This is a genomic window from Stutzerimonas kunmingensis, assembly GCF_032106285.1.
Classification (GTDB): Bacteria; Pseudomonadota; Gammaproteobacteria; order Pseudomonadales; family Pseudomonadaceae; genus Stutzerimonas; species Stutzerimonas kunmingensis_B.
In genome coordinates this window covers 116,784-129,753 of record NZ_DAMCPO010000002.1, presented here as the reverse complement: position 1 = coordinate 129,753, position 12,970 = coordinate 116,784, and the positions used below count along the sequence as shown (strand labels likewise).

General features: G+C 65.1%; 11 protein-coding genes. 2 read left to right on the top strand and 9 right to left on the bottom strand.

Going from position 1 to position 12,970, the window contains the following annotated elements; all coding sequences use genetic code 11:
• Nucleotides 1-16: 16 nt before the first annotated feature.
• Nucleotides 17-421, top strand: a complete 405-nt coding sequence (locus RT582_RS02345) for a DUF1330 domain-containing protein (RefSeq protein WP_014818665.1) — start codon at nt 17-19, stop codon at nt 419-421.
• A 1-nt stretch (nt 422) separates the two neighbouring features.
• Here RT582_RS02345 and RT582_RS02340 read toward each other — a convergent pair whose 3' ends face one another.
• From RT582_RS02340 to RT582_RS02320, 5 genes are all read right to left on the bottom strand, one after another.
• Nucleotides 423-1,211, bottom strand: a complete 789-nt coding sequence (locus RT582_RS02340; RefSeq protein ID WP_014818664.1) for an N-acetylmuramoyl-L-alanine amidase — start codon at nt 1,209-1,211, stop codon at nt 423-425.
• Between the two features lie 130 nt (nt 1,212-1,341).
• A complete protein-coding gene (locus RT582_RS02335) occupies nt 1,342-3,153 on the bottom strand; it encodes a GGDEF domain-containing protein (RefSeq protein ID WP_312145252.1) in 1,812 nt (603 codons plus the stop codon).
• Nucleotides 3,150-4,019 (bottom strand): endonuclease/exonuclease/phosphatase family protein, encoded by an 870-nt coding sequence (locus RT582_RS02330; protein WP_041015059.1) that lies wholly within the window; start codon nt 4,017-4,019, stop codon nt 3,150-3,152. Before RT582_RS02330 ends, RT582_RS02335 begins: the two co-directional genes overlap by 4 nt.
• Before the next feature lie 6 nt (nt 4,020-4,025).
• Nucleotides 4,026-4,655: a thiol:disulfide interchange protein DsbA/DsbL gene (locus tag RT582_RS02325; protein WP_014818661.1), complete on the bottom strand. Its 630-nt coding sequence runs from the start codon at nt 4,653-4,655 to the stop codon at nt 4,026-4,028.
• A gap of 182 nt (nt 4,656-4,837) precedes the next feature.
• The gene (locus tag RT582_RS02320) at nt 4,838-5,470 is read right to left on the bottom strand and encodes a c-type cytochrome (protein WP_014818660.1); all 633 of its coding nucleotides are present in this window, start codon (nt 5,468-5,470) and stop codon (nt 4,838-4,840) included.
• 267 nt (nt 5,471-5,737) lie between these two features.
• Here RT582_RS02320 and yihA point away from each other — a divergent pair, with 267 nt between their 5' ends.
• Nucleotides 5,738-6,391 carry a ribosome biogenesis GTP-binding protein YihA/YsxC gene (gene yihA, locus RT582_RS02315; protein ID WP_014818659.1) on the top strand — a complete coding sequence of 218 codons (654 nt, stop codon included), beginning with the start codon at nt 5,738-5,740 and terminating at the stop codon, nt 6,389-6,391.
• Between the two features lie 183 nt (nt 6,392-6,574).
• On the opposite strand, the gene gcvP is transcribed toward yihA, so the two are convergent.
• From gcvP to RT582_RS02295, 4 genes are all read right to left on the bottom strand, one after another.
• Entirely contained in the window at nt 6,575-9,451 is a 2,877-nt protein-coding gene (gene gcvP / locus RT582_RS02310) for an aminomethyl-transferring glycine dehydrogenase (RefSeq protein WP_313476406.1), read from the bottom strand.
• A gap of 58 nt (nt 9,452-9,509) precedes the next feature.
• The gene (gcvH, locus tag RT582_RS02305) at nt 9,510-9,899 is read right to left on the bottom strand and encodes a glycine cleavage system protein GcvH (RefSeq protein ID WP_003303288.1); all 390 of its coding nucleotides are present in this window, start codon (nt 9,897-9,899) and stop codon (nt 9,510-9,512) included.
• A 52-nt stretch (nt 9,900-9,951) separates the two neighbouring features.
• Nucleotides 9,952-11,034, bottom strand: a complete 1,083-nt coding sequence (gene gcvT / locus RT582_RS02300; RefSeq protein WP_313476404.1) for a glycine cleavage system aminomethyltransferase GcvT — start codon at nt 11,032-11,034, stop codon at nt 9,952-9,954.
• 212 nt (nt 11,035-11,246) lie between these two features.
• Nucleotides 11,247-12,863 carry an ABC transporter permease gene (locus RT582_RS02295; RefSeq protein WP_014818655.1) on the bottom strand — a complete coding sequence of 539 codons (1,617 nt, stop codon included), beginning with the start codon at nt 12,861-12,863 and terminating at the stop codon, nt 11,247-11,249.
• Nucleotides 12,864-12,970: the final 107 nt, after the last annotated feature.

Here is a 12,970-nt window from a genome sequence, read left to right as displayed (position 1 = left end):
CCATCGAGGAGGCCACATGCCGAGCCTGAACCCCAGCCCCGAACAGCTCGCCGACTTCGCTGCGACGATGCCTTCGGGCGTGCCGATCCTGATGCTCAACCTGCTGCGCTATAACGACCAGGCGACCTATCCGTCAGGTAGTCAGCACAGTCCGTGCAGTGGTCGCGAGGCCTACGCCCGCTACAGCCGCGTGGCACTGGCCAAGGTGCAGGCCAGCGGTGGCGCGGTGGAAGTCAGGACCAAGGCCCATGCCGCGCTGATCGCCCCGCCGGACGAGCAGTGGGACGACATACTGCTGGTCAGCTATCCATCCAAGGAAGCCTTCCTGGCGATGATCGGCGACAGCGACTATCAGGCTGCAGCCGAGCACCGTAGCGCCGCGCTGGCCGACTCGAGACTGATCGGCACCACCCGCTACTGAGTCAGCGCCCCGCCTGGTTACCGAGCACCTGCAGCATCGCGGCGGTCTCGGCATCGGGTTCGCCGTCGAAGCGAGCCGGGCGGTATTTCATCTGGAACGCAGCGATCACGTTACGCGTCTCGTCGTCCAGATGGCCGTGGCGCGGCACCCGGTAACCCTGCGCCGCCAATGCATCCTGGAACCAGGCGATCGTCGGCAGCCCGGCCGATGCATAGCGCATCCGCTCGGCCGCCACCGCATCGGCGTCGGGCCAGGGCAGCAGCCCCTCCTCGGCCAGGCGTTTCCAGGGGAACAGCGGCCCCGGATCGACCTTGCGCTGCGGGGCGATGTCGCTGTGGCCGATGATGGCGCCCGGCTTGAGGTCGTGACGCGCCATGATGTCCTTGAGCAGCACCACCAGCGCGTCGATCTGCTCCTCGGAGTACGGATACCAGAGCCGGCGCCCGTCGGCGCTTTCCACGTAGCCGCGGTTGACCAGCTCGATGCCGATCGATGTGGCGTTGAGCCAGGTGCGCCCGTTCCACTCACTCTCGCCGGCATGCCAGGCGCGGCGGTTTTCATCCACCAGGCGGTAGATGGTCGCCGGCGATTCGGCGATCAGGTAGTGGCTGCTGACGTCGCGGCCGCTAAGCAGCTGCAGCGAACGGGGCAGGTCGGTCGAGGTGTAATGCAGGATGATGAACTGGGCGCGGCTGTCGTGGCCGGTCGAGCTGTAGCTGGTATCGATGCGCGGACCACTGGCGCAACCGGCCAGCAGCAGGAGCATCAGGACGGCGGGGATGGTTTTCATCGGGACGACCTCTGTGTCGACGGCGAAATGACGCAGATGAGCAGCAGCCCGCTGCGCGGGGCTCCGCTCATGTCGGTGCGGTGAGGGGCGTGATTATACCGGGCGATCGGGACCGGGCCAGGGCAGCCGGTCAGGCCGCCTCGACGCGATTGCGCCCCGAATCCTTGGCCCGGTAGAGCGCGCTGTCGGCACGCTCGAAGGCACGCTCGGTGCTGTCACCTTCGCTGAACGCGGTCAGGCCGGCCGAGAGCGTGATGGCAACGCGCTCGCCCTTGAAATGGAACGGACAGCTGCCGATCGACTCACGCAGCGACTCCATCAGCTGCAGCCCTGCCTCATAGGGCGTGTTAGGCAGCAGCACGACGAACTCCTCGCCACCGAAGCGGGCGATGAAATCGGTCTTGCGCAAACGCTTGTGCAGCTCGGTGCCAATGATCTTCAGCACCCGATCACCAGCCAGGTGACCGTAGCCATCGTTGACCCGCTTGAAGTGATCGACGTCCAGCACGGCCAGCAGCAGGTCGCCGCCGTAACGTTGCCAGCGGGCGAACTCGAGCTCCAGGCGCTCGTTCCATGCCGCCCGGTTGGGCAGGCCGGTCAGCGGATCCTGCAGCGCTTTCTGACGCTGCTCCTCCAGGTGCCCGCGCAGGCCGCGTGCTGCCTGTTCGAGGCTGCCGACCCGGCTGACCAACTGCTGCAGGCGCTCACCGAGCTTCTGTTCCTGCTCGCTACGCTGTTGCCGGTAGGTGTCCACCGTGGTCAGCAGGCCATCCAGGCGCGCCTCGACCACCTGCTTCAGGCTGGTCAGATCCTTGGCTTGGCGCATGCTGTCCTGCAACCCGCCAACCTGTTCACGCAACTCCGCATCCAGCGCCTGAGCGGCGTCGCGTCCTTCGTTATGCCCCTGGTGCGCGGCGAGGAGATTTTCCTGCATCGCAGTCAGGCGCTCGTTGAGCGTCTGCAGGTAGTTTTCGAAATCTCGCTGACCCTGGTCGCTAAAGGCGATCATCAGCATCGCGAGATCGTCCAGCACCGGCACCAGTTCATACCAGTTCAAGCCGTGCTGGATGCGCGCCCGCAGGGTCTGCAGTTGCGGCTGGTGCTGTTCCGGCAGATGAAGGCTGTCCAGCAGGCTGCCGAGGGTCGCCTCCACGCGGTCCGCGACGACGCTGAACGCGGGCTCCGGCGAATCCGGCAGGGCATACGCAGCAGCGTTCTGCTCCGCCTCGGTTTCCGCGATAGCTTCTTCGTCGGCCGGTACCTCGGCAAGCGGCATGTCCTCGAGCAGCGGGGCAGCCTGAACGGCAGGCTTGGGCAGCCCTAGCGCTTCCACTACTACCGGGCCAGCGTCGACCTCATTGACTGCGGCGGGCGGCGGGGTTTCCTCACCCCGCTCGGCTGCAGGCGGCGCCAGCGGCGTGTCCCGCCCGCCAAACAGGCGCTTCAGAAAACCGCTCTGCTGCGGCGCCGCCAGCCCCTGCAGATCCAGCACCTGGCCCTGCAGGTCACTCAGCTCGCCGAGCAGCACCGGCAGCTCACGCAGCCTGGCGGCACGCTGGTCCAGCTCCTTGGCAAATCGCTTGAGCGGCTTGCGCAGCTCCGCCGGCACCGACATGCCCAGTAGCTGGGAGACCAGCCGATGCAAAGCCTCGGTCAGGCGAACGGCCCGCTCCTGGCGGTGGCGTTCGGATTCCAGCACAGCCTTCTCCAGGCGCGGCACCAGCTGGCTGAGCCCCTCATCCAGATCGCCGTCGCGGAGGATCTCTCGCATTTCGTGCAGGCAGCGCTCGACCGCGGGATCGGCACCCTCCACCGCCAGGCTGCTACGCACCAGGCTGCGCCGCAGCAGATCGACGCGCTGCTCCCAGCGCGCTTCGAGCTGCTCCTGCCGCTCGGCGAGCTGAAGATACTTTTCCTTCCAGCGTTCGACTTCTTCGCTCATTTCGTTTCTTGTACCTGTACCGGCAGGGAATCGGCCTGAAGCGAGTCCGGCAAACGGATCTCCACTGCCACCGGCAGATGGTCGGAGATCGGCAGCGCCAGCACATCGACGCGTTCCAGCGTCAGGCTCGGGCTTAGCAGGATATGGTCCAGACAGCGTTGCGGTCGCCAGCTCGGGAAGGTCGCTTCGATCTGCGGCGCGAGCAGGCCGAGATCACGCAGCGGCGAATTTTCCAGCAGATCATTGGCGTGGGTATTCATGTCGCCCATCAACACCTGATGCCGATAGCCGCCAATCAGCTCGCGGATATAGGCCAGCTGGCGCGTCCGCGCCCCGCCTCCCAAGGCCAGGTGCATCATCACCACCACCAGCGCGTCCGGTCCCTCGCCGAAACGCAACAGAATCGCCCCGCGCCCCGAAGGGCCAGGCAGCGGGTGATCTTCCAGGCCTTGTGGTTCGAGCCGGCTGAGGACGCCGTTGCTGTGCTGGGCGAAACGCCCGAGATTGCGATTGAGCTGCTGATACCAGTAGGGAAAGGCGCCCAGATGGGCGAGGTGCTCGACCTGATTGACGTAACCGGAGCGCAGGCTGCCACCGTCGGCTTCCTGCAGGGCGACCAAATCATAGTTACCCAGTACTTCGCCGATGCGCTGCAGGTTGCTGGCGCGACCGGGATGCGGCAGCAAATGCTGCCAGCTGCGCGTCAGGTAGTGGTGGTAGCGCTCGGTGCTGATGCCAACCTGGATGTTGAAGCTAAGCAGCCTTAGCCGCCCATCGGCGGGCAGCCCGCTACTGGCCAGGCACTGCGAGTTGACGCGCGCCTTGCCTGGGCCGGCAAGGCGCGGAGCGCTCCAACGGCGCAGCATCGCGGGTTACCGCGCTGCGCGTTCTTTTTCGATGAGGAAGTCCGCCACCTGCAGCGTACGCTCCGGGCCGCCAGACGAGCCGAGGTCGAAGCGATACTTGCCGTTGACGATCATCACCGGTACGCCGGTGATCTGATAAGCCATGCCGAGCTTCTTCGCCTGCTCAACCCGGCCACGTACACCAAAGGAGTTGTAGGCCTTGAGAAACGCCTGCTTGTCGATGCCCTGACCGGCGAGGAAGTCAGCCATTTCCTCGGGAGTGGCGAGCTTCTTGCGCTCCTGGTGATAGGCGGCAAACACCGCGTCATGCACCTTCGGCTCGACACCCATGGATTCCAGGGCGATGAACAGCTGTCCATGCGCATTCCAGATGCCACCGAACATGGCCGGAATACGCTTGAACTGGACGTCATCCGGCAGCTGTTCGGCCCAGGGCTTGATCACCGGTTCGAACTGATAGCAGTGCGGACAGCCATACCAGAACAGCTCGACCACCTCGATCTTGCTCGGGTCGGCAACGGGGACCGGGCTGCTCAGCTCGACATATTCCTTGCCGGCCTGAAACTCCGCTGCCTGGGCTGCGACACCGAACAGGCTCGCAGCGGCAAAAACGGCAGTGAGTAGGAAATTGCGCATGAAATACTCCTGTTTACGACGGACCGATGGCGCAACAGGCTGCAGCAAAACGTCAGGACTCGCCAGCGTTTTTCATCCGCGCGTGTAAAGCCGTGACGAAGATTGTGTAGCCCGGCGTGAAAACGCAAAAGGGCGCCGGAGCCAACGGCCCCGACGCCCTTCTGTTCAACCTGCCGCTGTTATCAGTGCAGGCCCTGGATGTAGCTGGACAGCGCTTCGATGTCCTTGTTGCTCAGCTTGGCGGCGACGCCACGCATGATCATGGTGTCGCCGTCGTTGGTGCGATTGCCTTCGCGGAAGTCGGTCAGCTGCTTGGCGGTGTACGCCGCGTGCTGCCCACCCAGCTTGGGGAAGCCAGCCAGGTCGTTACCGACGCCGTTGGGTGCGTGGCAACCGGTGCACGCCGGCATGCCCTGATCGAGCTTGCCACCACGGAACAGTTTCTCGCCCTGCTTTGCCAGAGCCGGATCGGCGTAACCAACACTGCCCTTCTGGCTTGAGAAGTAGGCGGCGATGTCTTCCAGATCCTGATCACTCAGCGGGTCCAGCATGCCGGTCATTTCCAACACCTTGCGACCTACGCCTTCCGGGGCACCCGGTGTGCTGCCAGCCTTGATGTCCTGCAGTTGCTTGAGCAGGTAACGCTCACCCTGGCCAGCCAGTTTCGGGAAATTCGGCGCCGGGCTGTTGCCATCGACACCGTGGCACGCACCACACACTGCAACTTTGCCCTGACCAGCTTCGGCGTCTCCAGCCGCGTGGGCCATACCGGTGATGCCAAGGGTCAACAGCAGACTCACGAGTACTTTGTTCATCAGCTAATCCAACTACGGCTAAGGGTTTGAAAGGAATTCATCGGGTCGCGCACGGCCATCGAACCGGGGCGACGCTCGTTATAGTGGCACGCTGGGCATCCGCATTGCGGTGGTAACTACCGCCGCACCGGCGTCCGGATCAGGCTGAACACCACACGTGGCCCGATATCAGGCCAAAGCGCACATAAAAACTGCGGCATTATATACTCCCGTTTCTGAAACGGAAACGAACCATTGCCGCACCCGCGTGCACTCACCGGAACGACCATGCTACCGAAAAACCCGATTCTCGGCCTTTGCCAACAGGCCACCTTCATGATCAGCGCCGCCAAGGTCGATCAGTGCCCGGCCGACGAGGGTCTGGAAGTAGCCTTTGCCGGCCGTTCCAACGCAGGCAAGTCGAGCGCGCTGAACACCCTGACCCATGCCAACCTGGCGCGCACTTCGAAGACCCCGGGCCGCACCCAGCTGCTCAACTTCTTCCGCCTCGATGACGAACGCCGACTGGTCGACCTGCCCGGCTACGGCTACGCCAAGGTGCCGATCCCGCTCAAGCAGCACTGGCAGCGCCACCTGGAAGCCTACCTGGGCAGCCGCGAGAGCCTGGCCGGCGTGTTCCTGATGATGGATATCCGCCATCCGCTGACCGAGTTCGACCGCATGATGCTGGACTGGGCGAGCGCCAGCCAGATGCCTTTGCACATCCTGTTGACCAAGTCCGACAAGCTGGCCTTCGGCGCCGCGAAGAACGCGTTGCTGGCCATCCAGCGCGACATTCACAAAGGCTGGGGCGCCGATGTCAGCGTCCAGCTGTTCTCGGCACCGAAGCGGCAGGGGGTCGAGGAAGCGCAGCTGGTGCTGGCGAACTGGCTGGGAATGCTGGACGAGGCAGCCGAAGACGAGCACGAGCCTGAGGCATAGAGTGAGTCAGGCGTTGCCGATTCCTGCAGCCCTGGGCCGGAGCTCCGGTGGATGTAAAAAGCGACATCCACCCTACGAAGTCCGGCACCAATCACTGAAATCACCCGAATTTCGCCCCACCAATCACCTCGCAGAAGCCGGAAAGCCGCCGAGAATCGACGCCCAACCGGCCCTCAGCGCAACTCAGTCGCGATAGGCATCCACCGGCACGCAGGCGCAGAACAGGTTGCGATCGCCGTAGACGTTGTCCACCCGGTTCACCGCCGGCCAGTACTTGTGGGCACGGGAGTGGGCGCTCGGCGTTACCGCTTCGGCGATGCTGTACGGCCGGTCCCACTCACCGATCACGTCAGCCAGCGTATGCGGCGCGCGCACCAGCGGATTGTTGTCCGCCGGCCACTCACCACCCTGGACCTTGGCGATCTCCGCGCGGATGCTCAGCATCGCTTCGACGAAGCGATCCAGCTCGGCTTTCGACTCGCTCTCGGTGGGTTCGATCATCAACGTGCCGGGCACCGGGAAGGACATGGTCGGCGCGTGGAAGCCGTAGTCCATCAGGCGCTTGGCGACGTCTTCCTCGCTGATTCCGGTCTCGGCCTTGAGCGGGCGCAGGTCGAGGATGCACTCGTGGGCGACGCGGCCGTTGCGCCCGGCGTAGAGCACTGGGAAGGCGTCGCCCAGGCGATTGGCCAGGTAGTTGGCGCCGAGAATCGCGACTTCCGTGGCGTCGCGCAGCTGCGGGCCCATCATGACGATGTACATCCAGCTGATCGGCAGGATGCTCGCGCTGCCCCAGGGCGCCGCGCTGACCGCGCCGTTGCCCGGCTGTGGGCCTTCCAGTTCGACCACTGGGTGATTGGCCACGAATGGCGCCAGGTGCGCCTTCACGCCGATCGGCCCCATGCCTGGGCCGCCGCCGCCATGGGGGATGCAAAAGGTCTTGTGCAGGTTCATGTGCGAGACGTCGGCGCCGATGTCCGCCGGCCGCGCCAGGCCGACCTGGGCGTTGAGGTTGGCGCCGTCCATGTAGACCTGGCCGCCCTGGTCGTGGATCGCCGCGCAGATCTCGTGCACGTTTTCTTCGTAGACGCCATGGGTCGACGGATAGGTGATCATCAAACAGGACAGCCGGTCACCGGCTTCGGCGGCCTTGCGCTTGAGGTCTTCCAGATCGACGTTGCCGCCCTTGTCGCACTCGACGATGACCACACGCATGCTGACCATCTGCGCCGAGGCGGGGTTGGTGCCATGGGCCGAGGACGGAATCAGGCAGATGTCGCGCTGCCCTTCGCCACGGCTCTCGTGGTATTTGCGGATCGCGACCAGGCCGGCGTACTCGCCCTGCGCACCGGAGTTGGGCTGCATGCTGATAGCGTCGAAACCGGTGATCGCGCAGAGCCAGGCTTCCAGCTCCTCGATCATCAGCTTGTAGCCCAGCGCCTGACCGCGCGGAACGAACGGATGCACATTAGCGAATTCGGCCCAGGTGATCGGAGTCATCTCGCTGGTGGCATTGAGCTTCATGGTGCAGGAGCCGAGCGGAATCATCGCCTGGTTCAGCGCCAGGTCTTTGTTCTCCAGCTGTTTGAGGTAGCGCAGCATCTCGGTTTCGCTATGGTGCGTGTTGAATACCGGATGCTCCAGATAGCCGCTCTCGCGCTGCAGTGCTTCGGGAATGCCGCTTGCCAGCTCGCTGGCATCCAGCGCCGCGATGTCGAGGCCGTGATCGGCACCCAGGAATATCGCCAACAGCTGCTCGACGGTACGCTCGTCGCAGGTCTCGTCGAGGCTGACGCCCAGCCGGCCGCGGCCAAGGATGCGCAGGTTGATCTGCGCCGCTTCGGCGCTTTCGATGACCGCGGTCTGCGCGCCACCGACCTCAAGGGTCAGGGTGTCGAAGAAATGCTGGTTGACCCGCACGATGCCCTTCTGCTCGAGGCCTGCGGCGAGGATGGCGGTCAGCCGGTGGACGCGCTGGGCGATGCGCTTGAGGCCCTGCGGGCCGTGGTAAACGGCGTAGAAGCCGGCGATGTTGGCCAGCAGCACCTGGGCGGTGCAGATGTTGGAGTTGGCCTTCTCGCGGCGGATGTGCTGCTCGCGGGTCTGCAGCGCCATGCGCAGCGCGGTGTTGCCGCGGGCGTCCTTGGACACGCCGATGATGCGCCCTGGCATGCCGCGCTTGAACTCGTCACGGCTGGCGAAATAGGCCGCGTGCGGGCCGCCGTAGCCCATCGGCACGCCGAAGCGCTGGGTCGAGCCGAGCACCACGTCGGCGCCCAGCTCGCCCGGCGGGGTCAGCAGCAGAAGGCTGAGCAGATCGGCGGCGACGCAGGCCAGCGCCTGCTGCGCATGCAGCTGCTCAATGGCCGGACGCAGGTCGCGAATCTCGCCATGGGTATCCGGGTACTGCAACAGCGCGCCGAACACTTCCTGTCCGGCCAGCTCGTCCAGCGTGCCGACCACCAGCTCGAAACCGAACGCCTCGGCGCGGGTCTGCACCACGGAGAGCGTCTGCGGATGGCAGTTCTCCTCGACGAAGAAGCGGTTGCTCTTGCTCTTGGCCATGCGCCGAGCCAGGGTCATGGCCTCCGCCGCTGCGGTGCCTTCATCCAGCAGCGAAGCGTTGGCCAGATCGAGACCGGTGAGGTCGATGATCATCTGCTGATAGTTCAGCAGCGCTTCCAGGCGGCCCTGGGCGATTTCCGGCTGATAGGGGGTGTACGCGGTATACCAGCCTGGGTTCTCCAGCACGTTGCGCAGGATCACCGGCGGGGTGATGGTGCCGTGATAGCCCATGCCGATCAGGCTGGTCCAGAGCTGATTCTGCTCCGCATAACCACGCAGCTTGGCCAGCGCGGCCTGCTCGTCCAGCGCCGGCGGCAGGTTCAGCTCGGCCTGCAGGCGGATCGCCGGCGGCACGGTCTGCTCGATCAGCTGTTCGCGGCTGCTCAGGCCCAGGGCGTCGAGCATGGCCTGCTGCTCGCCCTGATCCGGGCCGAGGTGACGGCGCAGGAAGGCATCGGGTTGCTGGAGTTGGGAAAGGCTCGGCATATACGGCATGGTCGCTACTCTCGGAAAAACAAAAGCCCCGACAGAGCGGGGCTTTTGCGGATGATGCTTAGGCGTCGGCGTCGCAGGCAGCCTGGTAACCGGCCGCGTCGAGCAGCTTGTCCAGCTCCGACGTATCGCTCGGCTGCAGGCGGAAGAACCAGCTGCCGTAAGGGTCGCTGTTGACCAGCTCCGGCGAATCGGCAAGCGCCTCGTTGACCGCGATCACCTCGCCGGCCACCGGCGCATAGATGTCGGACGCGGCTTTCACCGATTCGACCACACCGGCTTCCTGGCCGGCATTGAGCTGGCGCCCGACCTCGGGCAGCTCGACGTAGACCACATCCCCCAGCGCTTCCTGGGCGTGATCGGAGATACCGACGGTGATGCTGCCGTCCGCTTCGAGACGGGCCCACTCGTGGCTGGCGGCGTAACGCAGATCGCTGGGGATATTGCTCATTGTTGGGTCCTCAAGGCTGTTGACAGCAGTCGCGCAAAACAGTCGGTCGAATTTACACCAGTACCTTGCCGTGGCGCACGAATGTCGGCTGCACGACCCGCACCGGATACCACTTGCCACGAATCTCCACTTCCGCGCGCTCGGCGGTCCCGGACGGCACGCGGGCCAGGGCGATGGACTTGCCAAGCGTAGGAGAAAAACTGCCGCTGGTGATCTCGCCGTCGCCGACGCCATTCACCCGCACCACCTGATGAGCACGCAGTACGCCGCGCTCCTCCAGCACCAGGCCGACCAGCTTGGGCAGGTCGCCTTGGGCGCGCTGCTGCTCCAGGGCGGCACGGCCGACAAAGTCGCGCTCGGCCGGCTCCCAGGCCACGGTCCAGCCCATGTTGGCAGCCAGTGGCGATACGTCTTCAGTCATGTCCTGGCCGTACAGGTTGAGGCCTGCCTCCAGACGCAGGGTGTCGCGCGCACCGAGGCCGATCGGCGGGATGCCGGCGCCGACCAGCTCGCTGAGGAAGTCCGGCGCCTGCTCCGCGGGCAGGATGATTTCCAGGCCATCTTCACCGGTATAGCCGGTACGCCCGATGAACCAGTCGCCATCGGCCATGCCCTGGAACGGCTTGAGATCGTGAATCAGCCCGGCCCGGGCCTGGCTCACCAGCTCGGACGTACGCGCGCGGGCATGCGGCCCCTGGATGGCCAGCATGGCAAGCTCGGGGCGCTCTCTGACCTCGACGGCGAAGCCGGCCGCCTGGGCCTGCATCCAGGCCAGATCCTTGTCGCGGGTGCTGGCATTGACCACCAGGCGATAACCCCAGTCGGTCAGGTAGACGATGAGGTCATCGATCACCCCGCCGCGCTCGTTGAGCATCGCGGTGTAAAGCGCCCGACCGGTGCTTTTCAGGCGTACCACGTCGTTGGCCAGCAAGCGCTGCAGATAGTCGCGGGCCTGCTCGCCGGAGACATTAACCACTGTCATGTGCGAGACGTCGAACACCCCGCAGTCACGACGAACCTGATGATGTTCTTCTACTTGGGAGCCGTAATGCAGTGGCATGTCCCAGCCACCGAAGTCGACCATCTTGGCACCGAGCGCAAGGTGCTGATCGTAGAGGGGAGTACGCTGACCCATGGGTTTCTCCTTCCGGGCAGGTCGCCGAATCGGCATTGGAAAAGTCAGTAAAGCCGGGCCCTGCGGGGGTCGGCGACTTTCGAATGGCGCGCATTGTAGCCCCAAGGTGGCAGCAGGTCACGGCAGATCAGGTGGCAGGAGACTGGAGGTCGATTCGCAGCTCGCAGTAGCGCGGCTGCGTCGCTCAGCACCCTGCCGCCAGAGCTGCGTGACTAGCCAGGGCGCCGCGCCGAACGGCGAATCAGCAGCACCACCGGCAGCAGTCCGACCAGCACCAGGGTCAGAGCCGGGAGCGACGCGCGGGCCCATTCGCCTTCACTGGTCATTTCGAAGATGCGCACGGCCAGGGTGTCCCAGCCGAATGGCCGCATCAGCAAGGTCGCCGGCATTTCCTTGAGCACGTCGACGAATACCAGCAGTGCCGCGCTCAGCGTGCCCGGCAGCAGCAACGGCAGATAGACCCGGAAGAACAGCGCCGGGCCACCGACACCCAGGCTGCGTGATGCCTGCGGCAGCGAGGGGCGAATCCGCGCCAGGGCGTTTTCCAGCGGGCCGAAGGCAACCGCCATGAAGCGGATCAGATAGGCCAGCAGCAACGCGCCGAGGCTGCCGAGCAGGATCGGCTTGCCGCCTGCGCCCAACCAGCTCGACAGCGGAATGACCAGGTGCCGGTCGAGGTAACTGAACGCCAGCATGATCGAAACCGCCAGCACCGAACCCGGCAAGGCATAGCCGAGATTGGCCAGGCTCACCGCGCTGCGGATCGAGCGCACCGGCGCCTGACGTCGGGCGAAGGCCAGCAGCAGCGCCACGCTCACAGTGATCAGTGCGGCGATAGCACCGAGATAGAGCGTGTGCAGGATCATCCCGGCGTAACGCTCGTCGAGATCGAATCGACCGCGCTGCCAGAGCCAGGCCAGCAGCTGCAACAGCGGGATGATGAACGCGCAGAGAAATACCAGGCCGCACCAGGCGCTGGCCGCGAACGCCTTCACACCGGTCAGCCGATACAGCGCCGCGGAGCGCGCTCGCTCATTGGCCGGTCGCGCAGCACCGCGCGCCCGGCGCTCGCCGTAGAGCACCAGCATCACCGCCAGCAACAACAGGCTGGCCAGCTGGGTGGCGCTGGTCAGACTGAAGAAGCCGTACCAGGTCTTGTAGATCGCAGTGGTGAAGGTATCGAAGTTGAACACCGACACCGCACCGAAGTCAGCCAGGGTTTCCATCATTGCCAGGGCCAGACCGGCACCGATCGCCGGTCGCGCCATCGGCAGCGCCACGCGCCAGAAAGCCTGCCAGGGCGACTGGCCGAGCACCCGCGCCGCTTCCATCAGTCCCTTGCCCTGAGCGAGAAAGGCCGAGCGCGCCAGCAGATAGACATAGGGGTAGAACACCAGCACCAGCACCGTGATCACACCGCCCGTGGAGCGCACTCGCGGAAAGCGAATGCCGCTACCGAACCACTCGCGTGCCAGGGTTTGCACCGGACCGGCAAAATCGAGCAGCCCGATGAAGACGAACGCCAACACATAGGCAGGAATCGCGAACGGCAGCATCAGCGCCCAATCCAGCCAGCGGCGTCCGGGAAATTCGCACAATGCCGTCAGCCAGGCGAGGCTGACGCCGAGCACCACCACGCCGATGCCCACGCCGAGAACCAGCGTCAGGGTATTGCCCAGCAGACGCGGCATCTGCGTGTCCCACAGGTGCGACCAGATCTCGGTATCGATACTGCTCCAGCTGAACAGCAGGATGCTCAGTGGCAGCAACACCAGGGCTGCGACAGCAAACGTGATGGGATACCAGCGGCGCTCGACGGGATGGGACACTCAAGCCTCGACAGCAAAAAAGACGACGCCCCGGACCAGGCCGGGGCGCCGAGTATAACCGCAGCGGTGAACGTGGCGGCCGGAGCTGCACGTCACCGCTGCAAGCG